General features: G+C 37.5%; 34 protein-coding genes and 2 pseudogenes. 28 read left to right on the top strand and 8 right to left on the bottom strand.

The genetic code is table 11. The features are described 5' to 3' along the window. Positions 1-571: 571 nt before the first annotated feature. The 6 genes from FR932_RS08855 (at position 572) to FR932_RS08830 (ending at position 4,502) form a co-directional block, all read left to right on the top strand. Complete coding sequence (locus FR932_RS08855) at positions 572-1,813, top strand: hypothetical protein (RefSeq protein ID WP_019443290.1); 1,242 nt, start codon at positions 572-574, stop codon at positions 1,811-1,813. Between the two features lie 108 nt (positions 1,814-1,921). Then, positions 1,922-2,341 carry a hypothetical protein gene (locus FR932_RS08850; RefSeq protein ID WP_019443289.1) on the top strand — a complete coding sequence of 140 codons (420 nt, stop codon included), beginning with the start codon at positions 1,922-1,924 and terminating at the stop codon, positions 2,339-2,341. Positions 2,342-2,458: 117 nt separating this feature from the next. Then, positions 2,459-2,824 (top strand): VOC family protein, encoded by a 366-nt coding sequence (locus FR932_RS08845; protein ID WP_019443288.1) that lies wholly within the window; start codon positions 2,459-2,461, stop codon positions 2,822-2,824. A gap of 128 nt (positions 2,825-2,952) precedes the next feature. Next, positions 2,953-3,324: an SMI1/KNR4 family protein gene (locus tag FR932_RS08840; RefSeq protein WP_019443287.1), complete on the top strand. Its 372-nt coding sequence runs from the start codon at positions 2,953-2,955 to the stop codon at positions 3,322-3,324. A gap of 208 nt (positions 3,325-3,532) precedes the next feature. After that, complete coding sequence (locus FR932_RS08835; RefSeq protein ID WP_240532455.1) at positions 3,533-4,003, top strand: Panacea domain-containing protein; 471 nt, start codon at positions 3,533-3,535, stop codon at positions 4,001-4,003. Continuing rightward, positions 3,996-4,502: a hypothetical protein gene (locus FR932_RS08830; protein WP_019443285.1), complete on the top strand. Its 507-nt coding sequence runs from the start codon at positions 3,996-3,998 to the stop codon at positions 4,500-4,502. Before FR932_RS08835 ends, FR932_RS08830 begins: the two co-directional genes overlap by 8 nt. A 396-nt stretch (positions 4,503-4,898) precedes the next feature. Here FR932_RS08830 and FR932_RS08825 read toward each other — a convergent pair whose 3' ends face one another. Then, positions 4,899-5,153, bottom strand: a complete 255-nt coding sequence (locus FR932_RS08825) for a site-specific integrase (protein ID WP_019629014.1) — start codon at positions 5,151-5,153, stop codon at positions 4,899-4,901. A gap of 266 nt (positions 5,154-5,419) precedes the next feature. Here FR932_RS08825 and FR932_RS08820 point away from each other — a divergent pair, with 266 nt between their 5' ends. The 8 genes from FR932_RS08820 to FR932_RS08785 all read left to right on the top strand — a co-directional run bounded on the left by FR932_RS08820 (position 5,420) and on the right by FR932_RS08785 (position 11,340). Next, complete coding sequence (locus FR932_RS08820) at positions 5,420-6,400, top strand: hypothetical protein (RefSeq protein WP_019443273.1); 981 nt, start codon at positions 5,420-5,422, stop codon at positions 6,398-6,400. A gap of 180 nt (positions 6,401-6,580) precedes the next feature. After that, positions 6,581-7,561, top strand: a complete 981-nt coding sequence (locus FR932_RS08815) for a hypothetical protein (protein WP_019443272.1) — start codon at positions 6,581-6,583, stop codon at positions 7,559-7,561. 157 nt (positions 7,562-7,718) lie between these two features. Then, a complete protein-coding gene (locus FR932_RS08810) occupies positions 7,719-8,450 on the top strand; it encodes a hypothetical protein (protein WP_240532451.1) in 732 nt (243 codons plus the stop codon). A 742-nt stretch (positions 8,451-9,192) separates the two neighbouring features. Beyond that, the gene (gene rpiB / locus FR932_RS08805) at positions 9,193-9,621 is read left to right on the top strand and encodes a ribose 5-phosphate isomerase B (protein WP_019441160.1); all 429 of its coding nucleotides are present in this window, start codon (positions 9,193-9,195) and stop codon (positions 9,619-9,621) included. 142 nt (positions 9,622-9,763) lie between these two features. Further along, positions 9,764-10,060 (top strand): hypothetical protein, encoded by a 297-nt coding sequence (locus FR932_RS08800; protein WP_019628884.1) that lies wholly within the window; start codon positions 9,764-9,766, stop codon positions 10,058-10,060. A 139-nt stretch (positions 10,061-10,199) separates the two neighbouring features. Then, positions 10,200-10,568 carry a hypothetical protein gene (locus FR932_RS08795; RefSeq protein WP_026032121.1) on the top strand — a complete coding sequence of 123 codons (369 nt, stop codon included), beginning with the start codon at positions 10,200-10,202 and terminating at the stop codon, positions 10,566-10,568. After that, positions 10,552-11,046 (top strand): tautomerase family protein, encoded by a 495-nt coding sequence (locus tag FR932_RS08790; RefSeq protein ID WP_019441157.1) that lies wholly within the window; start codon positions 10,552-10,554, stop codon positions 11,044-11,046. Before FR932_RS08795 ends, FR932_RS08790 begins: the two co-directional genes overlap by 17 nt. A 9-nt stretch (positions 11,047-11,055) precedes the next feature. Continuing rightward, positions 11,056-11,340 (top strand): putative quinol monooxygenase, encoded by a 285-nt coding sequence (locus FR932_RS08785; RefSeq protein ID WP_019441156.1) that lies wholly within the window; start codon positions 11,056-11,058, stop codon positions 11,338-11,340. Between the two features lie 244 nt (positions 11,341-11,584). On the opposite strand, the gene FR932_RS08780 is transcribed toward FR932_RS08785, so the two are convergent. Continuing rightward, positions 11,585-12,670: an IS91 family transposase gene (locus tag FR932_RS08780; protein WP_019441155.1), complete on the bottom strand. Its 1,086-nt coding sequence runs from the start codon at positions 12,668-12,670 to the stop codon at positions 11,585-11,587. Next, positions 12,667-13,231, bottom strand: a pseudogene (locus FR932_RS21905) (site-specific integrase). Before FR932_RS21905 ends, FR932_RS08780 begins: the two are co-directional and overlap by 4 nt. A gap of 296 nt (positions 13,232-13,527) precedes the next feature. Between FR932_RS21905 and FR932_RS21450 the strand changes: the two are divergent. The 7 genes from FR932_RS21450 (at position 13,528) to FR932_RS08745 (ending at position 17,277) form a co-directional block, all read left to right on the top strand. Continuing rightward, on the top strand, positions 13,528-13,674 hold the full coding sequence (locus tag FR932_RS21450; RefSeq protein ID WP_017019179.1) for a hypothetical protein: 147 nt from the start codon (positions 13,528-13,530) through the stop codon (positions 13,672-13,674). A 269-nt stretch (positions 13,675-13,943) separates the two neighbouring features. Next, positions 13,944-14,192 carry a DUF1272 domain-containing protein gene (locus FR932_RS08770; protein ID WP_081588316.1) on the top strand — a complete coding sequence of 83 codons (249 nt, stop codon included), beginning with the start codon at positions 13,944-13,946 and terminating at the stop codon, positions 14,190-14,192. A gap of 117 nt (positions 14,193-14,309) precedes the next feature. Beyond that, complete coding sequence (locus tag FR932_RS08765; protein ID WP_019441153.1) at positions 14,310-14,840, top strand: GNAT family N-acetyltransferase; 531 nt, start codon at positions 14,310-14,312, stop codon at positions 14,838-14,840. A 176-nt stretch (positions 14,841-15,016) separates the two neighbouring features. Beyond that, positions 15,017-15,964: an alpha/beta fold hydrolase gene (locus FR932_RS08760; protein WP_019441152.1), complete on the top strand. Its 948-nt coding sequence runs from the start codon at positions 15,017-15,019 to the stop codon at positions 15,962-15,964. Between the two features lie 203 nt (positions 15,965-16,167). Continuing rightward, positions 16,168-16,416 carry a DUF5677 domain-containing protein gene (locus tag FR932_RS21660; RefSeq protein ID WP_276269651.1) on the top strand — a complete coding sequence of 83 codons (249 nt, stop codon included), beginning with the start codon at positions 16,168-16,170 and terminating at the stop codon, positions 16,414-16,416. 60 nt (positions 16,417-16,476) lie between these two features. Next, positions 16,477-16,683 (top strand): hypothetical protein, encoded by a 207-nt coding sequence (locus tag FR932_RS08750; RefSeq protein WP_019441150.1) that lies wholly within the window; start codon positions 16,477-16,479, stop codon positions 16,681-16,683. 144 nt (positions 16,684-16,827) lie between these two features. Then, positions 16,828-17,277, top strand: a complete 450-nt coding sequence (locus FR932_RS08745) for a hypothetical protein (protein WP_019441149.1) — start codon at positions 16,828-16,830, stop codon at positions 17,275-17,277. 88 nt (positions 17,278-17,365) lie between these two features. On the opposite strand, the gene FR932_RS08740 is transcribed toward FR932_RS08745, so the two are convergent. Then, entirely contained in the window at positions 17,366-17,626 is a 261-nt protein-coding gene (locus FR932_RS08740; RefSeq protein ID WP_019441148.1) for a Txe/YoeB family addiction module toxin, read from the bottom strand. Continuing rightward, positions 17,623-17,874: a type II toxin-antitoxin system prevent-host-death family antitoxin gene (locus FR932_RS08735; protein WP_019441147.1), complete on the bottom strand. Its 252-nt coding sequence runs from the start codon at positions 17,872-17,874 to the stop codon at positions 17,623-17,625. The genes FR932_RS08740 and FR932_RS08735 overlap by 4 nt, the downstream gene beginning before the upstream one ends. A 526-nt stretch (positions 17,875-18,400) precedes the next feature. Here FR932_RS08735 and FR932_RS21840 point away from each other — a divergent pair. Beyond that, positions 18,401-18,714 (top strand): annotated as a pseudogene (locus FR932_RS21840) (helix-turn-helix domain-containing protein). Between the two features lie 64 nt (positions 18,715-18,778). Here FR932_RS21840 and FR932_RS08720 read toward each other — a convergent pair. Further along, entirely contained in the window at positions 18,779-19,573 is a 795-nt protein-coding gene (locus FR932_RS08720; RefSeq protein WP_019441145.1) for an aminoglycoside 6-adenylyltransferase, read from the bottom strand. 428 nt (positions 19,574-20,001) lie between these two features. Between FR932_RS08720 and FR932_RS08715 the strand changes: the two genes are divergently transcribed. The 6 genes from FR932_RS08715 (at position 20,002) to FR932_RS08690 (ending at position 23,022) form a co-directional block, all read left to right on the top strand. After that, positions 20,002-20,427 (top strand): tellurite resistance TerB family protein, encoded by a 426-nt coding sequence (locus FR932_RS08715; protein WP_019441144.1) that lies wholly within the window; start codon positions 20,002-20,004, stop codon positions 20,425-20,427. A gap of 50 nt (positions 20,428-20,477) precedes the next feature. Beyond that, on the top strand, positions 20,478-20,852 hold the full coding sequence (locus FR932_RS08710; protein ID WP_019441143.1) for a GFA family protein: 375 nt from the start codon (positions 20,478-20,480) through the stop codon (positions 20,850-20,852). Positions 20,853-20,918: 66 nt separating this feature from the next. Continuing rightward, positions 20,919-21,269 carry a ribonuclease E inhibitor RraB gene (locus FR932_RS08705; protein WP_019441142.1) on the top strand — a complete coding sequence of 117 codons (351 nt, stop codon included), beginning with the start codon at positions 20,919-20,921 and terminating at the stop codon, positions 21,267-21,269. A gap of 244 nt (positions 21,270-21,513) precedes the next feature. Then, complete coding sequence (locus FR932_RS08695; RefSeq protein WP_019441141.1) at positions 21,514-22,353, top strand: DMT family transporter; 840 nt, start codon at positions 21,514-21,516, stop codon at positions 22,351-22,353. A 99-nt stretch (positions 22,354-22,452) separates the two neighbouring features. Further along, the gene (locus FR932_RS21790) at positions 22,453-22,581 is read left to right on the top strand and encodes a VOC family protein (protein ID WP_019441140.1); all 129 of its coding nucleotides are present in this window, start codon (positions 22,453-22,455) and stop codon (positions 22,579-22,581) included. 192 nt (positions 22,582-22,773) lie between these two features. Continuing rightward, a complete protein-coding gene (locus tag FR932_RS08690) occupies positions 22,774-23,022 on the top strand; it encodes a DUF3297 family protein (RefSeq protein ID WP_019441139.1) in 249 nt (82 codons plus the stop codon). Positions 23,023-23,183: 161 nt separating this feature from the next. Here FR932_RS08690 and FR932_RS21540 read toward each other — a convergent pair whose 3' ends face one another. Then, complete coding sequence (locus FR932_RS21540; protein ID WP_019441138.1) at positions 23,184-23,306, bottom strand: putative transporter small subunit; 123 nt, start codon at positions 23,304-23,306, stop codon at positions 23,184-23,186. 34 nt (positions 23,307-23,340) lie between these two features. After that, entirely contained in the window at positions 23,341-24,972 is a 1,632-nt protein-coding gene (locus FR932_RS08685) for a sodium:solute symporter family protein (protein ID WP_019441137.1), read from the bottom strand. Positions 24,973-25,102 lie beyond the last annotated feature (130 nt).

The following is a 25,102-nucleotide window of genomic DNA, read 5'->3' as shown; positions in this document are numbered from 1 at the left end:
TCAGTTCAGCGATTGAACCATTAGCTTTTTAGGTGTGAAAGTAGGGTGGTTTTCCTTTTTCTTTGTAGCCTTTTGGTGTTCGTTTCATTAGGTTCGGCATTGGACTATTATTGCCCTAAATTCAGGCGTTTCAGCGGCTCATTTACGCTTCAATTGTTCTTTGGTTATGCCTCATTTTAGCCTGTATCAGTGTTTTTCTCTTAGCATTTTCAATCCCAATTGTGGTTAGGATATTTGGTTTATCATTTCCAAACTGGCTGAAACCAAGTCGTACAAATGGCGTAAGAAAAAAGGATTGTTTCGTTTCACAATTATTGCTGTTGAATGGATATTTTGCTCGCTTAATTGAGTCAGTCTAATTAAACTCAGTTTACAGCAAATCTTGGTAAATCAATTCTTTACCAATTTTATCGGAGCGAAAGCAAGGCTCGTATAACAAAGCAATCAACACGATGCTATTTACATTCGGCATTCGCGGTTTAGAGTATAATTGGTTTTGTAAGTCAGTCTTTCGCACGTGTTATTGCGGCGTTATGCAACAGAGTTAGTGAGCAAATTATGAGGAAGAATAATGAAAGTTGATGCAGCAAACGGTTATTACTTACCGTCGTGCTTTTTTATGAAAATAGAATCAAATGAAGACATCAATCAATGTATTCAGAATAATGAGCAAACATTTGTTCATGAGTATATTCATTTCCTACAAGATTTGATACTACCCTACAGTATTAGAAATACGCTTATATCTAATAGAAATTTTGCTCTTGTTTGTTCAAAATCTTATCATGACCGCGAGATAACCAAACCATTTACTGATTGGGATGAAGACAGTGAACTAACTCGGAATCAGTTTACTTACTCTTGGGGAGGAGGACTTGGTAGAACCTTTATTGACCAAAATAAACAGATAGTTGCAATATCTAAGCAGAGCGTTGATAACCCTAATGGTACAAAAGTTTATGGTTATGTTCTTGATTTAGGTAGTGAAAATTACCATATGGGTGCTAGAGATTTTTTGGAATATATTGCACATAAAATTGAGTCCAAACACTGGAAAACTAACCATCCAGCTTATCCTTATAAGTCAGTAGATCTATTATTTGAGCACTTAGGGCTTGGTTGGGTAAGTGACGAAGTCAGAATTTGTATTGTTGAGTTTGCCTTATATAATGATAATCCAATGAATCAATTTATGTTTTTGATGAATGATATTTTACTCAAAAGTACAGAGTATTTAATTTCATACAATATATGTAAATCACTGCTAATGAGTATTCAGTGGAATTGTAATTCTGGTATTAGTGAAACTTTATACTCAAAAACTGAAAGAAGACTGTTAGATTTGAGTAACTCTCTTGGTGAAAAGTATAACAACAAAAACTTTTCTTCAATCCAAGACTGGATTGATTTAGTTATATCGTATTCTAAGGATGAGTTTGCTAACAGATTAATATTTACTGAACTCTTCATGCTTGGTAATAAGGATTTCAATGATACGGTTTCCAAGTATGTAAAAGACATAGGTATCCCTTTAGTATTTAATAATGAAGATGAATGTGTAAGTCTTTTGCCTAGGGAGTTTGATCAGCATCAGTTTATCCAATTATATACAGCACATCAATTCATGAACTTCGTTGCTAAAAAAGAGAATTCATGTGAACTACAGAGTTTCTGCCGTTCAAACCGACCAAATATTATCGATAAAAACTGTTCAACTAATGCAATAGAGCGGGCTAACTGTGAAGAGTTGTGCCCATTTGGGGCTTTCGTTAAAAGTTACGGACTGCATGATATTACCTGGAAAGTTGCATAACAAAGCATTTAAACGGAACTAAAACAGTTGGTTAGGTTTCGCTTCGCTACACATTATAACCAACAATTTTAGTCCGCTTAATGCGGCGTTAGCTATACAAGGAATATCATGGACGATCCTCAACAAACTTGGGATGACTACTACTCAAGAATCAAAACTCGAAAGGTAGACGAAGCAACAATGCTTTGGGAAAACATGTTGAAAGCAGGAGTTTCAAGTGAAACTGTGTTTGCCATGGATTTTACTCATTTTTGCGATCTTCCCGAAAAACTAAAAGAACTGGGTAAACAGTTAAGTGAAAACTATGAACTGGAATTCAGTCATGTAGATGATAAAGGATATCAGTTTTTAAGTGGAACAACTCGACCCTATGGCAATGAACTAAGCCAAGTTGATTTTATTGGCTGGGTAGAGTTTATGTGTGACGTCGCGCAGTCCTATAGTTGTGTCTTCTCTAGTTTTACAATCGAAAGCCCTGAGCTGGGCTTAATCTGGTCTAATAAAGACGTCGAATCTGAAAAGGGATAGCTAACAAGCTGCTAAATTCAGATTCACCAAGGCTGTCATGCCATTTGCTGAGCAAATCGCCCGCCAGCACTTGGTTCACTTATTAGCAGGGCGTTAGGCCTCAAGGAAGAATGAACATTGAGCAATTTAAATACAATTGAAATAAAAGCTTTCGTTCCCTCAAAGAATTTCGAAGTTTCAAAAGAGTTCTATGAAGATATCGGCTTCACAAAAGCATCAGATTCAGACGGAATTGCCTATTTTTATCATGGCAATTGCAGTTTCTTACTCCAGGACTTTTATGAAAAAGAGCAAGCAGAAAATTTCATGATGCACCTATTAGTCGAGGATATTTCGTCTTGGCAGGAATCCGTGAAAAACTCTGGAGTAGAAGAAAAGTATGGTGTTAAGGTTTCCGACGTTACTGAGCAACCATGGGGCATGTTAGATTTCGTACTTCATGATCCTAGTGGTGTACTATGGCGCTTTGGTCAAAATGTGTAGGCCTAACAAGTTGCTGCAGTCGGACTCGTCAAACTGTCACTTTTTTTGCCATAAACCCGGCAAAAACAGCGCCAGTTTAACTCACCGCTGAGCAAGGCGTTAGTTGTACTTACTGAGAATCTGAGTTAATGGAAGAGTTAGCACCAAGAATACCAACTGATATTGAAATAGCCCAAGCTCAAGAAAAGCTCGGGTTCAGATTTTCAACGGAATATATAGCATTTATAAAATCGGGTTATGATTTAGGCGATGCACTATTGGAAGCACTTGAGATTGTCGATCCTCCGAGCTACGCAGACATATTTGAAGTTTTGGAAAGTGCACGAGAGTTTTACGACTTACCAACGGAATTGCTGCCCATTTGTGAAGATAACTCAGACTACTATTGCTTAAACTCTTATGGTGAAGTTGTGTTTTGGTCACATAACGGCGTTACTAACGAAAAGTGGGCAAATGTGTCTGAGTGGCGTGGCCAAATGATTGCAGAGTCCGAAGAGTAAACGTACAACTAACAAGCCAAGTCAGCGGGACAATTTAAAGCAGGCTCCCGTCGCTTGGCTCCTATTTTAGCCTGCTTTAAATTGCCCCTGCTTGGGGCGTTATATACTTACCGTCAATTAAGAAACTATAGCTGTCTGTACAAATAGTACTATTGAGATAATGTACTGGTTTCGCTATAATTCAACTTAAATACTCATATGCGGATTAATGATGGATTACCAAGCAGAAGATATTGCGAATTGGTTTATCAACCACTTTGATAAAGAGTCTGGTGATAACGTGACTCACCTTAAAGTTCAAAAGCTTTTATATTACGCAGAGGCTTGGACACAGCTCCTTTTAGATAGGACATTAATAAAAGAAGATATGGAAGCATGGGCACATGGTCCTGTTGTAAGGGAAGTTTACAACGTTTTCCGAGGTAATAGTTGGGATGCATTAAAAGCTTCCCGAGTGGCAATTGAGATCGCCGATGACGTTGAGGATGTGTTACTTCAGGTTGTTGAATCCTATGGAGAGGCTTCAGCTAAAACCTTAGAGCGTATGACCCACAGCGATAAACCGTGGATCGATGCTCGAGGTAGCCTTGCCCCTGAAGAGCGTTGTAATAATGTAATATCTAAAGCGGATATTAAGTCTTATTTTGCTCAAAAATACAGTGATGCTCTGAATGGGTAGTAAGAAAAAGAAAATACCTCAAAGTGTCATAAAAGGTGAGCAACAGTCACACGCAGTAAAAGTTAAACAACATGATGTTAAAATCATAGGGCTAGTTTCTGATGAGCTAGCTGGCAATAGTAAAATGGGTCACCTTACTCCGTATGTTGCACTAAAATACTTTAAAAGTGATTGGCAGTGCTTCTCTGATTGGCAACACGGAGAGCTAAAGGAGTTTTCTAGTTTTTTAGGAAAGCTATCTAGTATGACCTGGCAACAAGTGTATGACAGTTCAGGGAAGAGCTCTAAACGGGGAATGGCGTATACTTCATATAAAATAGATGATGTTAAATCACCAGGTATTAAGCAGAAATTAAAAGACGTTGCAAGTAAGGTATCAGAAGATAAGACGTTTTTTGAACTTAGAGTTAATCAAAACAAGCTTAGAGTCCACGGTTTTCAATCTCAATCAGCCTTTTTCTTGGTTGCGTTAGATAGAGGGCATGAAGCTTTCCCTTAAAAATAACTAACCAAGATTCCTTTCCCAGCAACGTATATAACATACAAGAATAGGTGTCGCGCAGCCGACACCTTATTCGGGTGTTGAACAAGCCCGAGCCTTTCTTTATATAGTAAATAACGTGTTTGATCTTGGTAGGCGCTTCGTCTTGGGATTAAACCCAAGACGAGCGAAATTGAGATAAATAACAGACCTGTTATTTATCAATGAACTAGTCAGTTTTCACCATAAATTCAATATCTCCAAGTTATATAGTTAAAGCCATTATCCTTATTATGCTCAGCCTAAGCTGAGGCATTGATCTTTCGTTCGATCGCTTTCGTGATACCGACATAACGCATTTCATGCTGGCAACAAGGGCATATACGTATTGCTTTTGCTGTGCGTCAGTAGTCGCTAGCGATAGAAAAACTGCAAGCCGTTACGGTCTATTTTAACGGTACTCCATGAGTGCGTTTGGATAAGACTGTTAAAGTAATCCTTTAAATCCGCAGTTGTTAATCCATCGGGAGACTTATCAAAGTAAGCAGAAATACGTCGAACCGCACGAGAATAGGCATCAATGGTCGCAGGTCGTTTACCTTGCAGTCTTAAATTGGTAAGGTGTTGTTCATAAAGATAATTAAATCGTTGCTGTTGTGAGTGGTTCATACTAATAACTCCAATAAGGCATCACCAAATGGTGATGCTATTGGTAAGTATGACTGGTGGGGGAATTACTCCGCCGCGCAGCGGCTTCGTTCAACAAGTTGCTTAAACGGAACTAAAACAGTGGGTTATGTTTCGCTTCGCTACACATTATAACCCACAATTTTAGTCCGCTTAGCAAGGCGTTAGTTGTCTGAGAGCTTCGACTTTTATTCAAAGTTGATTTTATAGTGCAATAAATAACCTAGTTTGAGCGTAAGGAATATATATTGATAGATAATAAACCATTGGAAGAAGAAGCTGAGAATTTTATAAAAAGCAAACTGCTTAGATATGGTTTTAACTTGGCTAAACCATCATTTGATATCAAAGGTGCAGACCTTATTGTACTGGATAACATCGATAGTCAATATTCGAAAATATTAAAAATACAATCAAAAGGCAGAACTCTAAAGAAAACGAGTAACTCAATAAAAATACATGAATCATATGTAAAAGATGACTTTATTGTTTTTTTATATGCAATTGATGAAGAAGACAAAGAGAAAGATTATTTATTCGTCTTTTTTAAAGAGGACATTAAGTCCTGGAATAAGACAAATGATAATTATGTATTGTCCTTTACATCAAATAGCATCTTAAAAGATCAATTCCAATGTAAACTGTTTAGTAAAAGCGTAGTTGAAAGAATAACTAAAACATTAGAGAAAGTAGAAGTTAAAAAATACACATCTGTTGTAGTTGATGGTCACTTCTTAGAACGCACTATTGATGAAACATTTAAACTGTACAGTGGTTTGTATCCAGAAAAAGGTTTACAGGTCCCAAGTGTAGAGGATGTGATTATGAACATTACGACAATGTATAACAGGTTTGAATCTGAGGAAAATGTACTAAATTTTCACATTTACAATTACAACGAAAATACTGATGGTTCTAAAGTTGTAGCTGGGAATATTGTTGTTTCAAATGATATGGAAAATAGAATATATTTCCATGAAACTAATGGTTTTGTCTTTCAGGATATAGAAGAATATTTTATTAAGGTCCTAAATCTAGAAAATATAATTTTTGTTGCTGATGATGTTATTTATGAGCCAATATTACACAGTTTGGAAAGTAAAAATGTGGATGTGATATTAGTAATGCATAGTGAAACTGGTGGTAATAATATGTTTACAGGTTATAGGTGGGGTGCCATTTATTATCCAATAGCACAAGCTATGGGATTGGGTCGGTATGAATGGTAAATTTTGATACGACTTTCGAGTGGAAGAATGACTTAACTCTAGTTTTCTCTCCCGAATAGCAACTTAAAAGGCATTAAATGCAATTAAAATAGTAGGTTACGTTTCGCTTCGCTACACATTTTAACCCACTATTTTTGTCCGCTTAATGCGGCGTTGAACTAAGCCAAAATTGGAATAAATGTGAATCTTTTAGATAGAACAAAGAACCAGCACTTTGTATCTCAAGTCGAGCAACGGTTAAATGCTATAGATCCAAGTTTAAAAAATGAAAGCCAGAAAATACATTCATTTACTTTGAAAGACCGAGAGTCATTATCGATCAAACTTGATTCTGCTAAAGGGAAAAAAATCTCAACTATTTTGAGCCTACATGATCTATTTTCTTTTGATGTACTAGGGAAAGAAGCAGATAGATATAACTTTGAGGCTCTGTTCTATCGTTATGAGTCAGAGATTAAGGTCAATACTGATAGTTTGCTATCCAAGCTGCCGACCAAAGGGGCAGATATTAAAGATGAAATTATTGGTTTATTCTTGGCTAAGTTTCTCAACTTTGTTAGAAACCCTTACTCAATAAAGAAAGTACTTAACACGTTTCCACAACTAACTAATGTCCACCCTACGGATCAAATTCATTATGCAAATTTCCGAAAAGTCATTGAGGGTAGAAAACCTCAACAAAAGTACTTGTGTGAAAAACTAGGTATATCAGAAGAATATTATATTGATTGGTTATCAGTGCTTTTTCTCCTTTTGACACCTTTAGAGAATGGTAAGTCTAACCTTTTCGAACAACTTGTTAGGGATTTATATCTAAGCCCAGAATTATTCACAATGGTGATTATTCATACATACGATAACCATTCATGTTTACTCTCTGATAGAGGATATAGCATACCTCTACCGGATAAAGAACATATGGTCTGGGATTTTAACTTGTATTCCAAAGGCTTTATTAGGTATGCGTTCGGTGACCTAAATAAGCTTGCACCAGCAAATGCACCTGAAGCATTAGTTAAAAAATATAAAGCTATGCCTAAGTCGACGGATGTTCACAATGTTGTTAATGACTTAGATATGTTAGCCAAATATAACCAAAATGTCGTTTACCAATGTCATAGTAAAGTTTTCTCTTCTAGTAAGGAGTGTTTTGGTTTATAACAAGCTAATTAATAAGGACAAAAAACAGTTTTCCGTTTTCGTTCCTCAACATTTTAGCCAACAATTTTTTGCCTATTATTAGGGCGTTAAGTGTTTCTAGAGTTGAGAGGTCGTTTTGAATACAAAATGTAAATTATGTGGCTCAGCGGATGAGTTGATGGAATCCCACATTATACCAAGAGCCTGCTTTAGAGGCTTGAAAAGAAAAAGTGGTCAACTGATTAAATCTGATTATTTGGAAGGGTCGTCTTTAGAGGTAACAAATTCAGATCCTAAAGAACCGCTACTTTGCCATAGATGTGAACAATTTTTATCAAGTTCATATGAACAATATGGCACTCGACTTTTTAAAAACCCTAAAGGTGTTGTTAAAAAAGAGGATAGTATTGAATTTTCAAATTTTGAATACGAAAGGTTTTACCTTTATTTATTAAGTATATTATGGCGAGCTTCAGTATCTAAATTACCTGAATTTTCAGAGGTTGATTTACCGAGTGAATTAGCTAATATTTTAAGATCTTGTATAGAAGCTGAATCTCCAAAAATAAATGATAATTTATCAATAGATGACTTTTTTAGAGTGTCGGTTTATCGTTTAATTGATTCAACTAACACACTAGAAGATAAAGTGATAAAAGGTTTACTAACAACCTTTATCCAAACTACAAATGAAAAAGATGAAACTGTCTATTATTTTACGGTTGATGGCTTTTTAATTAAATATGTCTTCACTGTCGGGGCAAATGAAAATGATGTTAAAACTTCAAAAAATCATGGGCAATTAGAAAAAGACTCAACGGTAAATATGTTAAAGGCTGAGATAACAGATTTTCCAGAGTTGGTTGAAATGATTAGAAATTTAACTAGAAAAGTCAAATCTCGCGCATAAAACACTTAACAAATGCATCAACACGATTTGCTACATTCGGCATTCTAGATTTTCTTTGGGTTTACCGTATTAAGTGGTAAATTTGAGCTTAATCTGCATGGTAGCAAACGTGTTATGCAGGCGTTATACGAACTCTGAGAATGCAGTTTTTTGGTTCAGTTCAGCGATTGAACCATTAGCTTTTTAGGTGTGAAAGTAGGGTGGTTTTCCTTTTTCTTTGTAGCCTTTTGGTGTTCGTTTCATTAGGTTCGGCATTGGACTATTATTGCCCTAAATTCAGGCGTTTCAGCGGCTCATTTACGCTTCAATTGTTCTTTGGTTATGCCTCATTTTAGCCTGTATCAGTGTTTTTCTCTTAGCATTTTCAATCCCAATTGTGGTTAGGATATTTGGTTTATCATTTCCAAACTGGCTGAAACCAAGTCGTACAAATGGCGTAAGAAAAAAGGATTGTTTCGTTTCACAATTATTGCTGTTGAATGGATATTTTGCTCGCTTAATTGAGTCAGTCTAATTAAACTCAGTTTACAGCAAATCTTGGTAAATCAATTCTTTACCAATTTTATCGGAGCGAAAGCAAGGCTCGTATAACAAAGCAATCAACACGATGCTATTTACATTCGGCATTCGCGGTTTAGAGTATAATTGGTTTTGTAAGTCAGTCTTTCGCACGTGTTATTGCGGCGTTATACGTTTTCGAGTTTAGCATTAAAACTTTACGATAATACAGGGTGATAAAACAATGAAAGTAGCATTAGGCGGAGATCACGCCGGATACGAATACAAAAAAGAAATAATCGCTTTACTAGAAAATAAAGGAATTGAAACAACTGATTTTGGTCCCTTTAATTCAGATTCGTGCGACTACCCTGATTTTATTCATCCTGTAGCAACCGCGATTGAAAATGATGAATGTGATTTGGGAATAATAATATGCGGAAGTGGGAACGGTATTGCTATGACTGCAAACAAGCACCAAGAAATACGATGCGCTGTCGCTTGGGATGTTGAACTAGCTGTATTAGCGAGAACTCATAATGATGCAAATATAGTCGCAATACCAGCAAGGTTTGTCACTTTAGAAAAAGCGCAGATGATTTGTGAATCGTTTTTAAGTACATCTTTTGAAGGTGGAAGACATCAATCAAGAGTGGATAAAATACGCTGTTAATTCGTTACTGAAATAATTAAGGCAACGTATACCAAGCTAATGAACAAAGGACAAATAACAGTTGGTTTTGCTCCTTCGTCGCTAATTTTAACCAACTATTTTTAGCCTGTTATTAGGGCGTTATGTGCTAGGAGGATTCTTTTTGATAAGCAGTAGATATGTAGCAATAAAGTCTGATGGTAAAGAGTTACTTTTGACTATTGAGATAGATGTGCCTGAGGTAGACCCAACTTTGGAAGCAGGCGACTATCGTTGTAAATTTAGTGTTTCAGCTATGGGGATTAATGAGTATATTTATGGGGTTGATGCCATCCAATCATACTGTATGGCGTTAAAGCGTTTAAAAAATTTCTTCAACGGATTTATTTCAGAAGGTTGGAAGTTTTATTTTCCCGGTTACCTCGATATGGAAGTGGATATAATATCAACGTACTTTTAGGCGCGCACATAACAAGAAAAATCAACAAGGAAGTAAAACTGTTTGGCTTTGCTCCTTCGTCGCAAATTTTAGCCAAACATTTTACGCCTGTTATTTTTGGCGTTAGCTGCCAAAAGGTAAAATGAATTATGAGGTTTATATGTTAGTTACGGGTGCTTTTTTGGCAATATTTTTAGGTTTAGTGCATTCCTATCTAGGTGAACGCTATATTTTGACTCGGCTCTTTAAAAGGGAATTACCTAAGCTACTTGGTAGCGACTGGTTTACAAAGAGGGTTTTAAGGTTTGCATGGCATCTAACAACGGTGGCTTGGTGGGGGTTTGCAGGCATTCTTTTTATTCTTTCAAGTCCAGGTGAACATACCCAAAAGCAAATACTTATGGTGATTGCGGCTGTATTTTTAGTTAGTGGCTTGTTTTCGGCTTCGTTCACCAAAGGTAAACATATCTCTTGGATATTTTTCTGGTTAATTTCTGGACTGAGTTTTTACGTTGCACAGAGCAGTTAACAAGAACATCAATGATCGCCAGCAAAGCTGGCTGAACGCGCAAAAAGCCGCGCGCCCATTATGTTGGCGTTATACGTTCAAAGGAGGAACGGTGGTAGTAATATATGGAATTAAAGAGCATTTGAATCCGATCAAAGCTCAATTATCAGATGTAATTCAAGCATCTATGAATCAAGTACTCGAACTTCCTGAGAGCAAGCGTGCTCATAGGATTGTTCCTCTCGATAAGTCAGACTTTTACTACCCAGAGGGTAGAACTGATGCTTATACAGTCATTGAAATTAACATGATGGCAGGGCGTAAAGTCGAAACGAAGAAAGCACTGATTAATGCTCTATTTGCAAATGTTGAGAGCAGTCTTGGCATTTTACCAATCGACATTGAAATCACGCTGAAAGAGCAGCCGCCTCATTGTTGGGGTTTTCGTGGTATGACTGGCGATGACGTTCAAGATCTAACTTACAAAGTTAATGTTTAAGGGGCTTCAATGGGCAAAGTAATTTTATCGGGCTACATTGATATCCCTGAAAGTGAACTAGAAATTGTTACTACGGCACTTGAGAAGCATATCGAATTAACTCGTAATGAGACTGGGTGCTTAATTTTTGAAGTAACTCAAAGTCACGAGCTTCCAACTCGGTTTACTGTATATGAAGAATTTACTGATAAAACAGCATTTGAAAGTCATCAAATAAGGGTAAAAGCTTCAGAATGGGGGCGTGTAACAGGCAATGTTAAGCGCACATACAGTATCGAGGAACAGAACGTATAACAAATAAGAATAGGTGTCGCGCAGCCAACACCTTATTCGGGTGTTGAACAAGCCCGAGCCTTTCTTTATATAGTAAATAACGTGTTTGATCTTGGTAGGCACTTCGTCTTGGGATTAAACCCAAGACGAGCGAAATTGAGATAAATAACAGACCTGTTATTTATCAATGAACTAGTCAGTTTTCACCATAAATTCAATATCTCCAAGTTATATAGTTAAAGCCATTATCCTTATTATGCTCAGCCTAAGCTGAGGCATTGATCTTTCGTTCGATCGCTTTCGTGATACCGACACAACACATTTCATGCTGGCAACAAGGGCATATACGTATTGCTTCAGTCTGAGTCGTTTCTGTCAGCAACGGCATTTTCCAATTAAACAGATGCAGCAATATAACTTGAATACGCATTCGTAGCCGCTTGGCATTACCGTGTAAAAAACCATAGTCCCGCACTCGTTGTAACCCTTTTGGCAAGACGTGTTGCAAGATAAGCCAGAGAAACTTCAAAGTCGGTAAGGTCCTAGTTTTTGTTACTTGAGTTTGTCCGTCTTTATATCTGAAAGTAACGGTATTATTGGATGTGTCTATGATGTCTTTATCGGGCAACACACCACGATACAAATAGCGTGATAGATATTGCAAGGCGGGAAGACCGTAACCAACCTTTCGGCAATCAACGACCCATTTGGTCGGTAGCTTTTCTGTGTTAGGCAGAGATAAATCAGTATGGTATTTGATCGCATCTAGCATTCTGGCTCGCCAGACTTTAGCCAGTGCAAAGGCGTTAAACAGGTAGTTACTTTTACCTTTATACCATTGGTTGCGCATTTTATTATAGCTACCACTGACGACTATAGTGTGTAAGTGGGGATGTAAATTACGTTGCCTACTGTGCGTATGTAAAACGGTGGTGAAGCCAATTTCACCGCCGTGTTTACGTTTAGAAAAATCCTTCAACACACTTGCAGCGACTGAAAACATGGACTGATAAAGTGCCTTTGGCTGCGAACGCGCAAGCGGTCGTAACTCGTAGGGCAAAGTAAACGTGACCATAAAGTAATGCACGGGCAGTAACTTTGATTGTTGGCGATCAAGCCAATCAGAAGTGGTGTGCTGCTGACATTGCGGACAATGTCGATGGCCGCAAGACAGTGGTAAGCGATCGTCATGGTTACAGTGTTTACAAAACCATTGTGAGCAACCTTGATGCCCAGTTTTACAACTGAGCATGGCATAAATTGCGCGACGGCTGTCATGAGAGAGTTGATTGCCAAATTGGCGTTCAAACTCGTCATGATGAATACGCAGTAAATCAATGAAGGTACTCATTTCAAACTCCAATCTAGCGCTAGCTTGTCAGTAAGTTGATTAATGGCAACGGCAGCATCTTTTTGTTTAAGTTGAGTTAATTGAGTGTATCTGGCGGTAGTATTTAACGAGGCATGACCGAGTAATACTTGCAGCGAACGTAAATCCAAACCGCTTTCCAGCAAATGAGTCGCAAAGCAATGACGTAGCGAATGCGGGCTAACCAGTTTGTTAATATGGCAATCACGCAAGACTTGTTTGATAGCTTTTTGGACTCCACCTTTGTCCATCGGTGAGTTCATGCCATTCCCATTGTTTATCAAGCGTATAGCGGTAGAAAAACTGCAAGCCGTTACGGTCTATTTTAACGGTACTCCATGAGTGCGTTTGGATAAGACTGTTAAAGTAATCCTTTAAATCCGCAGTTGTTAATCCATCGGGAGACTTATCAAAGTAAGCAGAAATACGTCGAACCGCACGAGAATAGGCATCAATGGTCGCAGGTCGTTTACCTTGCAGCCTTAAATTGGTAAGGTGTTGTTCATAAAGATAATTAAATCGTTGCTGTTGTGAGTGGTTCATACTAATAACTCCAATAAGGCATCACCAAATGGTGATGCTATTGGTAAGTATGACTGGTGAGGGAATTACTCCGCCGCGCAGCGGCTTCGTTCAACAAGCTAATTAATAAGGACAAAAAACAGTTGGCTGCTTTCGTTCCTCAACATTGTAGCCAACAATTTTTGCCCATTATTAGGGCGTTATAACCTAGGTGAGATAGTTCTCAAATACACTTAAATATTAATAGTTTAAGTGATAGTTAAGGTAGGATTTATTTCATACTATAGATTGTATCTATTTAAAAAAGGATTTTTAAAATGACAACTCTTCAAAAAATTGCAATTGGGCTTGGTTCTGGTTTACTTGTTGGATCTGTTTCAACGGTGCTACCTAGCTTACAATTTTGGTGTTTTGTCATTGGATTAACTCTAATTAATTACGTTATTGTTACGAAGAAAAAATAAAGCAAATAAGTGATAGTTATCGGTGCCAAAGAGCATGACTTGCTGGAAATAAGATGATCAAGGTAGTGATTATAATGTTGAAGGTAAACAGTTACGGTTTCAGTAACATTATCAGATGGTTATAACAAAGCCATCAACACGATTTATTACATTCGGCATTGTAGGTTTGTCTTTAGTTTCGGTGTTTAAGGCGTTAAAATTTAAGTAAGTCGTCATCGTAATAAACGTGTTATGGCGGCGTTATGTGTTTCTCATGAATGGAGTTCTAAATGTTGGAATTGAGACCTAATTGCGAATGTTGTGATAAAGATTTGTCGCCTCAATCAAACGAAGCTTTTATTTGTACTTTTGAATGTACCTTTTGCTCTGAGTGCACTGAAAATGTTTTAAATTTTGTTTGCCCTAATTGTTCAGGTAATTTAGTTCAGCGTCCAATTCGGCCTAATGCAGTATTAATAAATAATCCAGCATCGACAGTACGCATACTCAAAGAGCTAGGCTGTGTAACAAACACATAACAAGCCACTCAAGCAGGACTTTTAACAGTTGGTTAGGTTCCCCTTCGCTTCACATTTTAACCAACTATTAGAAGCCTCTTAGTGGCGTTATAAGCACAGTCGAAATAGGGTACTCATATGGAAAATGAGAGAATAAAATTAGTCCCACCATCTTTGAAATATGCGGGTTCAATGCTGACAGTTATTAATGAAAGTCGGGCTGAATTATCCCAATTTTTGCCTTGGGTTTCTGAGTCGCTAACAGAGAATGAACTCAAGCATAATATCAAAGAGGCTCTAGCTAATTTTACCAATTTCACTGGTGAGTTTTGGTTTAATATCATCGAAAAAGAAACTGGTGTATTTATCGGTGTTATCGGGTTTATTGTTCGAGATAAATCTGTTCCTTATTTTGAAATTGGCTATTGGTTACAAACGTCGAAAGTAGGTAAGGGTTATATAACAGAAGCTGTAAATATTATTGAAAAATATGCCTTCACTGATAATCACGCTCAACGATTAGAAATTAAAATGGCTAGCTCAAACTTAAAAAGTCAGGCTGTAGCAAAGCGTTGTGATTTCCAATTTGAAGCTCAATTAATGAATGCTCGACGTTTACCATCGGGTGAATTGGATAATACTTTGGTTTACGCCAAGATGTGCTTATAACAAATGCATCAACACGATTTACTACACTCGGCACTTCAGGTTGTCGGGTGTTTCTCGTTTTAAGGTGTCAATATTAAGTATAATTGCATAGTAGTAAACGTGTTATGGAGGCGTTATGTGCTTTTCCTATCCTCAACGCGTATCACTTTGATAAATATAAAAATGGATATATATAAATGATAAAAAAGATGAGCTTTGTTTTAGTTAGCATTGCATTACTACTTACACTCCTATATGTGATCACGCCAATATCAACATTATTTCAATACATGATTAATGCAGAGAGGAGTATCTCAGGACTAAGATTGCATAATCTTAAAACGGATGGTCTGGAAATTGAGTATCTTCGTGGGGGAAGTGGAACACCACTAATTTTGCTTCATGGTTTTGGTGCTGATAAAGATAACTGGAACAGAGCTTCAGGATATCTCACTGAGAGCTTTGATGTGGTCGCAATTGACTTACCCGGATTCGGAAACAGTACGGATAATATTAATCTTGATTATGATGTGTTTTCGCAAGTTTCTAGGTTGAAGAAAATCTTAGACATTCTACAAATTAAAGAATTTAATCTAGCTGGCAGCTCAATGGGAGGGTATATTGCTGGAAATTTTTCGGCTCGATACCCTGAGCGAGTAAAAAACCTTTGGCTAATAAGTCCATTCGGTGTTGTTGGTTCAGAAAAGAGTGAGATGTTCTCTGCAATAAAAAATGGTCATAATCCAATGGTTTTACCCAGAACAGAGTTAGAGTTCATTCAATTACTCGATTTCTTATTTGTTGAACGTCCTTTTATTCCAGAACCTATAGTAAAACATTTAGCAACGAAAGCTGAAAAAAGAAGAGAATTAAATACAAAAATTTACGAACAAATTCATAGAATGAAGAATAGAGAAGCACACCCCGAGTCACCACTTGATGAAGTTTTAAAAAACTACAAAGGACCTGTTTTAGTTTCATGGGGTCATAAAGATCGAGTTTTACATGTCTCTGGAGCAAAAGTCTTAAAGAAAATTATTCCACAAGCACAAATTAACATTATGGCAAGTGTTGGGCATTTACCCATGATAGAGAACCCCAAGGGAACTGCTAATTCTTTTTTAACTTTCGCATTAAAACCATAAAGCGCATAACAAGTTGCTCAAACGGAAAAGTAACAGTTGGCCATCGCTGTGCGATTATAGCCAACCATTATTTTCCGCTTAGCAAAGCGTTATTCGTATTAGGAGGTACATTTGAATAATCAAGTTTGGGGTGAATTAAATACAATTAGATTTGAGGCATTCTCTAAGATCTTCCATGAAACAAAACAAAACAAGATAAATATATAGCACTATTAATGATGAGGGTTTCTGAGTTATGCCAAGATGCCCTTTTATTACTTGAGAATGATCGAGTAGCTTCTGTTCCAATTCTTCTTAGGAGTGCTTTGGAGTCATATGTAGATCTCATGTGTCTAATTAACAATGCTGATTATGTTGAAGAAATGAATAAGTCATTTGATTTTCATAAGAAGAAATTTAAAGGTGAAAAAGTAAACTTTAGAGAATTGATGAATATATCGACAAAATTTTAGTTAGCGAGGGAAAGTGAGACTTATGCTTATTTATGTCGAAGTTCACACGGTAACGTAGAAATGTTGATAAATGTTCACTCTATAGATGAAAATATTTCAATTGGGCATACACCAAATGTTGAAGAAGTTAAGCTATTAGAAAATCAAACATTATGCTTAGCAGCAACTGCTCTAATTGAAGGACTAGAACATTTAGGTAAATTTGAAACTCAAATCGACAAGTTAAAGTCTATTCAAAATTTTACTGGAAATGGAGAATACGCATAACAAATGCATCAACATGATTTACGACACTCGGCGTTGTCAGTTTGTCTTTAGTTTCAGTGATTAAGGTAGTAAAATTCAGCTAAGTCTGTATCGTAGCAAACGTGTTATTGCGGCGTTATATGCACATTCAAGGATGGAGTTAAATTGACAATTACTAACACTTTTTATAAAAATGGCTTGATTATATTCGCTATCTTACTTCTAGGCGTATTTTTTATTAATTGGTTTAAGAATGATGAATTTCAAATATACCTATTATTTTTCTCTATTTTTTGTCTTTTATCTTCTTACCGATTTACAAAAAGTTATATCACTAAAAATTCGCTGTTCAACTTGATAAAAAGAAAAGCTGATATTCTTGAGATTTCAAAACTAAAAATAGCACCTTTCTCTAAAAAATCTGTACAAGTTTCACTAGAAGTTAATCGTATTTCAAAATTAATAATTGGTAATAACTGGTTATCAATTATTATTGATGGTAATGGCAACGGTTATGATTTTCAGTTAGTCGGTTCCAAAGAAGTTATAACTGAATATTTAAATACATTGTTCAGTGAGAATGAATTGTCTAATATTGATCTAAAGTGCATATAACAAGCAAATAAATCAGGACAAATAACAGTTGGTTTTCGCTCTTGCGTCGCTTATTTTAACCAATTGTCATTTGCCCATTATTAGGGCGTTATATGCCGTAATGGTATCGCAGTTGTGCAATTAGGATTGTGTCATCTCTATGCTTGTAAACAATTCGGTGCTCATCATTAATACGGCGTGACCAATATCCAGCTAGTCCATGTTTTAAAGGTTCAGGTTTACCAATGCCCTCTGTTGGAGTTCGCTGAATATCTTTAATTAGCAAATTTATGCGTTTCAATATTCTTTTGTCAGTTGTTTGCCAATATAGGTATTGTTCCCAAGCTTTAGTTGAAAAGGTTAGCTTCATTCAATAAGCTCTCTTTCCGTACCATTGCCAGCCTCAAGTTCGGCAATTGAATCAAGTAGATGTCTTGCATTAGCCGGAGACCTGAGTAAGTATGTAGTTTCTTTCATTGCGTTATAGTCTTCTAAAGACATCATTACAACGGGAGCCTCACTTTTACGAGTGATAATTATTGGGGCATGATCATTACAAACATTCGCCATTGTGTTTGCTAAATTTGCTCTAGCTGCTGTATAGCTTATTGCATCCATGTTGAACTCCAATATGTTCATGTACGTTAATTTGTACAGTTTAGCTCGGTTGCACATAACAAGCAATTTAAACGGAACTAAAACAGCTGGGTATTGTTCGTTCCTCACAAAATTATAGCCAACAATTTTAGTCCGCTTAATGTGGGCGTTAGTGCTTATTCGTATCCCAACTTGCTTTCTGTACGCTACTTGCGTACACCTTATTTATGTAATGTATATTTGTAGAATCAAAAATATTTGAAAAATACCGAGATGAGCATCTCAGTGATGAAGAGTTTAGACTGTTTCAAGCTGAGTTGATGTCAAACCCGAAGCTGGGGGATGTGATTCAAGGTACAGGTGGTTTGCGGAAGGTTAGAGTTGCAAGTAAGGGTAAAGGAAAACGTGGTGGGTTCACGTGTTATTTATTACTTCCTTGATGAAAAACGACGTTTCTATTTACTTACTCTTTATGGGAAAAGTGAAATGTCGGATTTAACCGCAGATCAAAAGAAGCAGTTAAAGTCTTTTATGGAGGTATGGCGCAATGAGCAATCGTGATTTATTTACAGAATTAAGCTCGGCTCTGTTGAAGCAAAAGAGCATTCAGAGGGGAAACTTACCCTTAAAACATATCAAGTTAATGATGTAAGTGAACTTGATATCTCACCTAATGAAATTGTACATATTAGAGAAAAATTTAATATGTCACGTGGTGTGTTTGCTAGCTTACTTCATACATCATCTCGTACTTTAGAAAACTGGGAACAAGGACGAAGTGCTCCAAATGGGCAAGCCGTTACTCTTTTGAAATTAGTACTACGTCATCCAGAAACTCTCACGCACATAGCTGAACTATAACAAGACGTTATACCAAATTCTCTCCAACGAAAAGGGGATATATCTCAATCCCCTAAATATTACATTACGCTTGAGTTTCTTGCTTTAAGTAGGTAACGCACATTTCTTGTGCTTCTATGTTTATTTCTATTTGTTCATTTTCTCTAAGCTCTAAGTACAGTTCAATACATTTATTAGTGGCAATAATTAGCGATTCTTTTTCTGGCTTTGCTGCTGTAAGTTCTAGTTCTTTACTGAACTCAGGTAAACGAGTTTCAATTTTCCTTACACCAGATGGAGTTAATCCGGCCTGTTGAAGAGCTAATGGTGACAAGGCGACATTTCTGAGAAATGATAAAAACTCAAGAGCTTCAAAGTATTCACCTCTAGCAATTTTAGTTGCTGCATAATGAACCCAAATCCAAAAGCGATCTTCAATCCATTGTGGCTCCGGGCATGGGTATTGATGTTTTTTTGTTTTAAATGTATCAGTTAGAAGCTGATCTTTTTCCCATAAAACCTTCGTATCATCAACACGAGTTGCCGCGTCGGGTAAAGATACAAACTTGTAGTCGACATGAATTGCATGTGGTGCATAAAGAGCGATAACTAGTCGTGGCTCACCAACATGTTCGCCAGTAAACGCTGCTATTTTACCTTCGATGCTGTTAATGATAGTAAACCGTTCTGTCATGATATCGTCAAAATCTGCTGGGTTTACAGCAATAACTAAGTCTAAATCACTATATTTATCCATAGCGTCAGAAGCATATGACCCACTAGCACCAATTCCAAGGATCCGCTGATCCTTTTTTAATGTAGTAATGATTTTGTCTAAAAGTTGCTTATGAGTCTCAGGGAGAGTTTTTGGATAGTTCATATTTTACCTTTACCTAAGTTGATCCTAAAACTACAAATTAAGTAGTTAGTGCGGTAAAATTAACGCAGCATTATAATATCGCTAAAAAACAGTTTATATGCAACTAAAATTTGGTATAACAAATGCTTTAACACGATTTCTACACTCGGCGTTGTCAGTTTTCCTTTAATTTCAGTGATTAAGGCGTTAAAATCCTGTTAAGTCTGCATGGTAGCAAACGTGTTATGTAGACGTTATGTGTTCGCTACACATTTTAACGGATCATTTTTAGCCCCTTAAATGGGCGTTGGTATGCACCGTAGAAAATAAAGGATTCAAATGGATATTGAAATAACAACTCAACCAAAACATCTCGCTTGTCATTTTTATTTATGCAAATATGCTCAGTTAGATAGCGATAATATTAACTATTGATTTAAGGGACTTCGATGGATATATGGAATGTCATTGGTGATATTAAAGCGCAAATTAATCATGTTTTCGGCAGTAAAGTAACATACAGCGAAGATGTCAGAATGAGTCTGGCAGTTATACTTGTCGATTTGGCATGTATAGATAATGATTTCTGTGATGATGAACATAAATATATAAAAAACAAACTATGCAGTTACTTTAAGATAACGCTGGATGAATCGTATGTATTAATTGAAAAAGCGACAAATATTGCAGAACACAATTTATCTCAAGACTCTTTCGCAGAATATCTTAAACAAAATATATCAGCTGAAGCAAGAGAAGATATGTTGAAAATTATGAATGAAATTGTTTGGGCAGACAGTGAGTTTGTCTCTTTTGAAAAGAGATTGAAGACCCGTTTTGCTAAAATATTAGGCGTTCGTGAAGACTGTTCTTAGCTTCTTGCGTTAGTTCTCTCAAATTTATGCGTAAGTAAAAAGGAAACATCATGTTATTGAAAGGCTCATGCCATTGTCAGCCCGTTAAATTTCAAGTTGAATCAAAACATCCTTATCCGTTTAACTGTTGTTATTGCAGTATTTGTCGAAAAACAGCAGGCGGTGGCGGGTACGTGATCAATTTAAGTGCTGATGCTGAATCTTTGATAATAGAAGGCAAAGAGTATATAGGTATTTACAACGCTAAAACTGATGGGGGATTTAGCCCGATGGAAAGAAACTTCTGTCGGAATTGTGCCAGTGCATTGTGGGTTTACGACCCGAGCTGGGTAGAAGCCGATGTTAGGGCGAATGATAAATGCTTTTCAGAATACCCAGAAGAAAGCATAGCGCAATGGCATGAAAGATTAAACTTAATTATGTAATTACAATAACGGCTATTAAAATCTAATCACTGCTATTTGCAGTGTTGTTTGAACATGAGGAATACAATGAATTTTCCAAACGATATCGACGGCGATGTAATGCGCAGTCTAGAAGAAAATGGCTTTGATTTTGACAGTGAAACCGAAGTTGAATTTAACATAGACTTTAAACATTGGCCGCTTACTGATAAAGAACAAGAAGCGATACAGGCACTATATCCAAATTGTGAAATGATCGAACCTGAAGACGACGATATAAACAATGGTGACCTGTTTGGCCATGTGCAGTTTTATGTCGTGAGAAAAATTGATCACGAATTTATTGTGAGCACTCAGAAAACAGTAACAAGCCAAATGGAACAATATGGCGGCTGGTGTGATTCGTGGGCAGTTGGTTTAGGTCACGCTCACGCATAACATATAAGTAACGGTGTCGTGTAGACGGCACCTTATCCACTGCGTGATCCATCTTATCGCGCTATTTACCTGACGGTTAATTGTCAAAATCCTGGTGCTCGAGTTTGCTATGAAAAAGGTGGTTTTGTCGATACGGGTGAAAAATACCTTGGTGGCGCAGCTGGTCCTCAATATATTATGCAGGGTCACATCGCATAATAAAGCAATTCGCTTTTGTATCTATAGGAAATCATGGTTAACCTTCTTGGCGTTAATTGCATTTGCTGCCAACTCGGTACTATGCCGTTTAGCCTTGGGCAGTGGTGCTATTGATGCATCAAGCTTTACGATAATTAGATTGTTGTCAGGCGCTATCGTTCTGTACATTATTTTAAGCATGAAAGGGCGCAATAAAGGCGTGTCATCTAAAGGCAGTTGGACTGCTGGTTTTATGTTGTTCCTTTATGCTATTACATTTTCATATGCTTACCTTTCTGTTGATACTGGTACCGGTGCTCTTATTCTCTTTGGCGCAGTGCAAATTACCATGATATTGCTGTCGCTTATGTCTGGTACGCGATTGCATATTAGCGAGTGGACTGGTGTTATCGTTGCTTTTACTGGGTTTATTTATCTAGTCCTGCCGAGTGTTACCACACCTTCAATTAACGGACTCCTACTAATGACCGTTTCAGGGGTTGCATGGGGGGTTTATACATTAAAAGGGCGTAGCTCCAAAAATCCGTTGATGGATACGACTTATAACTTTTTAAGAACAATACCTTTTGTGGTGTTATTAGTCGTTTTTACTCTGCATAAGCTAAATTATTCATCAGAAGGGATTATGTTAGCGTTGTTATCAGGTGCTATAACATCTGGAGTCGGTTATACAATATGGTATATCGCGCTTACCAGCTTATCTTCAACACAAGCGGCTGTTATTCAGTTGTCTGTTCCCGTGATTGCCGCACTGGGCGGGGTTATGTTTGTGTCTGAGACCATTACAACTCGCTTAATTATTTCAGCTGCCATTGTCCTTGGTGGTATATTAATGGTGATTTTAGGTAAATATTATTTCACTCTTAGCAAGTCGAAACATATGTAATCATTTCGTTAGACTTGGGGGGTGGGGTAAGCACACAGTAGCTATGTATTTAGATATAATAAAACCTTTATTCGTTACTTACTGTCAAAGGAGAGTGTAGTGAAAGTTGATGATATCAGGGTTTTTATCCCGAGCAAGAATTACGAAATATCTAAGTCCTTTTATCAAGCGTTAGGGTTTGAAATGGATTTTGTCGCTGATGATTCTGGCAATCAGCAATTAACTTAATGCATTGTGATTAAATGCTTTAGTCATTTGTTATATGGGAATAAAAAGTTTCAGCGAAAATCGTCACAGTTGATACTTTTATAAACATTTACGCATTTAGGATGCTAAGGGCTAACATTTATTACCCTAGCTCTTGAGCGTTAGGCCTATATTGACTACAATGACGCACTTTTATTATTACAGGTCACGAACATGAACGACACTACATCGAAACCAGCTTTACCAGATCACCTTTCTGGCAACCCTCGCAGCCCTCATCATGATGAAGCTGTTTTCCAGTTTGACATTGGTATTATGCTTAACGGCAAAGAGCGCTTCGATGTTGAAGAATATTGCATCAGTGAAGGTTGGGTAAAAGTACCGTCACACAAAGCATTAGATCGTCGTGGTCAACCGCTAATGATGACAATGAAAGGTAAAGTTGAAGCGTTTTATAAATAAATCGTCTCAATGAAAAGATAGCTTAGTTACACCAACCTTTTGTTAGCTAACGTACAACATAGTATTGCAGCGGTATTGAATATTGAATTGTATCTAAGTTATTGCTAAAAAGGGTCTAAAGAAATTTAGACCCTTTTTATTTACCTGCGAAAACCGTTCAATTAAACGATATCACGCTCTTCGCGTTTGGCATCTGCCATGTCTTTAAAAAACGCTCTTACTATTACAAATAATACTGCCGCTGAAATGACTGGCCATACTAAAATATAAAGGGATAACATCATATTGTGCTCCTAGCTGTTAATGATTAAATGATAATTAATCATCAAAATGTTGAACGCGTTCATGAATCAACGCAAAATCAAAACGTTCGTTACTTGCTAAACTGATCGCAGTACAAATCATCGTACTTGCACCATAGGCAACCAGTGAACCAAGTAATACCGTATAGTCACGTAAGAAATCGTGGAAGTAGTAAGTACATAGCACACCAACAATCGAGCCTGCGATAAGCGCGACGTTACGATTTGTAAAGCCAAAGAACATTAAGCCAATCACAGTACCACCACCAACAGCCGCAATGAACTCTAGACTCGATGCCCAAGCGCCAATCAATGCGATCCATTCGAAACGAACTAAACAGAATAGAATCAAACCACCCAGTACAGCACTTAAGAAAGCGCGGTTGGTGACTCTGTCCCAATAGCAACTAGCGATAACAGGGAATACTAATGTTCCCCATAGTGCCCCGACAAATACTAGCATTACCAGAATATCCAGTGAGAAACTTGCTAGAATTAAGCCAAGCGCTGTCGCGATGATCATGGTTAAACGACCCAGTAACAACATCTTCTTGTTGTCTACTTTGCCTTTCGCTAAGTTCTTCGCGTAGATATCCGTCATCACAATCGCAGACAATGCTGATAAATCTGAATCGGCAGTTGATGACAACGACCCAATCACCAAGATAAACAGCATACCAATCGCAATCGGTGGTAAGTAAGCAGAAGCTACTTGTGGGATAAGGTTGTTCAGGTCGCCATCATGTGGAGTCATGCCCATAAGCAGTGCCATCATACCTAACATACCTAAACCGATAACAATTGAGCCATAACCGAGCGTAGCGGTAATAAATGATGATTTGATCAAGTCTTGGCGCACTGCAAATAGGCGCTGCGCAATGGTTTGATTACCAATACCGTAGGCGAGCACTGCAACAAAGAAAGGTGCGCCTTGTTCCAACATAGCTTTGGTCGAGAAAAAGTCTGCTTGTTCAGCGGTGATTATATTGAAGCCTTGAGACAGTGCATCTGCACCACCCATGCTGAAATAGATCCAAGGGATCAATACAATCGCCACGACCATCATGGCAACAACTTGTGCGAAATCGGTTAAGATCGATGCTCTAAAACCAGACCATAAAGTATAAGATAAAACACCCACACCCGCGATTAATACGCCGGTTTCGAAAGACAAAGGTGTTAATACTGATACGAGTGCACCTGCGGCGGTGAAGTTAACCATCAGGCTGATAATACTGCCAACTAAGTTTGAAATCGCTAAGATAAGCTGGCTTGAGGTACCGTGTCGTGCTTGCATTATTTCGGCTAAAGTTCGTGCTCTAGGTGCTAGTTCACGAAAACGCTGGCCGTAGGGATAGATGAATAAAATCATCAACGCGCCCCAGAATCCGTAGTGTAAAGAACCGGATAATCCGTATTGGTAGCCTGAACTTGCCGCGCCGTAAAAAGAAGCTGCCCAAATCCAGGTTGCTGTCATGCTTGCTGCTGCTATGCCGCATCCGACTGCACCGTTGGCGACCATATAGCCATCGACACTGTCTGATTTTTTGGCGGCTAGGGTAGAGAAGAGAAATGTGAGGCCGTAAAAGCCAATTAAGAGTATGAGCGTTGTACTTATTGAAAATTGATAAAACACTGGGTCTAACATAGATCTCCTTGAGGGGGGGAATGGTGATTATTATTTTAATGTGCGGGATAAGCGTAATGGCAGGCCCTATTTATTTATTGACTCTGCACGCTACTATTCACATTGGAAATAGTCACTTGGCGGTACTATA

The sequence above is a fragment of the Moritella marina ATCC 15381 genome (genome assembly GCF_008931805.1).
In the GTDB taxonomy this organism is placed as follows: domain Bacteria; phylum Pseudomonadota; class Gammaproteobacteria; order Enterobacterales; family Moritellaceae; genus Moritella; species Moritella marina.
Note: the sequence above shows the minus strand (reverse complement) of the source record. Positions and strands in the feature narration are given on the sequence as shown.

Excerpts from the sequence above, each read along its gene's own strand:
- FR932_RS08855 (WP_019443290.1), top strand. The coding sequence starts at position 572 with ATGAAAGTTGATGCAGCAAACGGTTATTACTTACCGTCGTGCTTTTTT.
- FR932_RS08850 (WP_019443289.1), top strand. The coding sequence starts at position 1,922 with ATGGACGATCCTCAACAAACTTGGGATGACTACTACTCAAGAATCAAA.
- FR932_RS08840 (WP_019443287.1), top strand. The coding sequence starts at position 2,953 with ATGGAAGAGTTAGCACCAAGAATACCAACTGATATTGAAATAGCCCAA.
- FR932_RS08835 (WP_240532455.1), top strand. The coding sequence starts at position 3,533 with ATGATGGATTACCAAGCAGAAGATATTGCGAATTGGTTTATCAACCAC.
- FR932_RS08830 (WP_019443285.1), top strand. The coding sequence starts at position 3,996 with ATGGGTAGTAAGAAAAAGAAAATACCTCAAAGTGTCATAAAAGGTGAG.
- FR932_RS08825 (WP_019629014.1), bottom strand. The coding sequence starts at position 5,153 with ATGAACCACTCACAACAGCAACGATTTAATTATCTTTATGAACAACAC.
- FR932_RS08810 (WP_240532451.1), top strand. The coding sequence starts at position 7,719 with ATGGAATCCCACATTATACCAAGAGCCTGCTTTAGAGGCTTGAAAAGA.
- rpiB (WP_019441160.1), top strand. The coding sequence starts at position 9,193 with ATGAAAGTAGCATTAGGCGGAGATCACGCCGGATACGAATACAAAAAA.
- FR932_RS08795 (WP_026032121.1), top strand. The coding sequence starts at position 10,200 with ATGTTAGTTACGGGTGCTTTTTTGGCAATATTTTTAGGTTTAGTGCAT.
- FR932_RS08785 (WP_019441156.1), top strand. The coding sequence starts at position 11,056 with ATGGGCAAAGTAATTTTATCGGGCTACATTGATATCCCTGAAAGTGAA.
- FR932_RS08780 (WP_019441155.1), bottom strand. The coding sequence starts at position 12,670 with ATGAGTACCTTCATTGATTTACTGCGTATTCATCATGACGAGTTTGAA.
- FR932_RS21450 (WP_017019179.1), top strand. The coding sequence starts at position 13,528 with ATGACAACTCTTCAAAAAATTGCAATTGGGCTTGGTTCTGGTTTACTT.
- FR932_RS08770 (WP_081588316.1), top strand. The coding sequence starts at position 13,944 with ATGTTGGAATTGAGACCTAATTGCGAATGTTGTGATAAAGATTTGTCG.
- FR932_RS08765 (WP_019441153.1), top strand. The coding sequence starts at position 14,310 with ATGGAAAATGAGAGAATAAAATTAGTCCCACCATCTTTGAAATATGCG.
- FR932_RS08760 (WP_019441152.1), top strand. The coding sequence starts at position 15,017 with ATGATAAAAAAGATGAGCTTTGTTTTAGTTAGCATTGCATTACTACTT.
- FR932_RS08750 (WP_019441150.1), top strand. The coding sequence starts at position 16,477 with ATGTTGATAAATGTTCACTCTATAGATGAAAATATTTCAATTGGGCAT.
- FR932_RS08740 (WP_019441148.1), bottom strand. The coding sequence starts at position 17,626 with ATGAAGCTAACCTTTTCAACTAAAGCTTGGGAACAATACCTATATTGG.
- FR932_RS08735 (WP_019441147.1), bottom strand. The coding sequence starts at position 17,874 with ATGGATGCAATAAGCTATACAGCAGCTAGAGCAAATTTAGCAAACACA.
- FR932_RS08720 (WP_019441145.1), bottom strand. The coding sequence starts at position 19,573 with ATGAACTATCCAAAAACTCTCCCTGAGACTCATAAGCAACTTTTAGAC.
- FR932_RS08715 (WP_019441144.1), top strand. The coding sequence starts at position 20,002 with ATGGATATATGGAATGTCATTGGTGATATTAAAGCGCAAATTAATCAT.
- FR932_RS08710 (WP_019441143.1), top strand. The coding sequence starts at position 20,478 with ATGTTATTGAAAGGCTCATGCCATTGTCAGCCCGTTAAATTTCAAGTT.
- FR932_RS08705 (WP_019441142.1), top strand. The coding sequence starts at position 20,919 with ATGAATTTTCCAAACGATATCGACGGCGATGTAATGCGCAGTCTAGAA.
- FR932_RS08690 (WP_019441139.1), top strand. The coding sequence starts at position 22,774 with ATGAACGACACTACATCGAAACCAGCTTTACCAGATCACCTTTCTGGC.
- FR932_RS21540 (WP_019441138.1), bottom strand. The coding sequence starts at position 23,306 with ATGATGTTATCCCTTTATATTTTAGTATGGCCAGTCATTTCAGCGGCA.
- FR932_RS08685 (WP_019441137.1), bottom strand. The coding sequence starts at position 24,972 with ATGTTAGACCCAGTGTTTTATCAATTTTCAATAAGTACAACGCTCATA.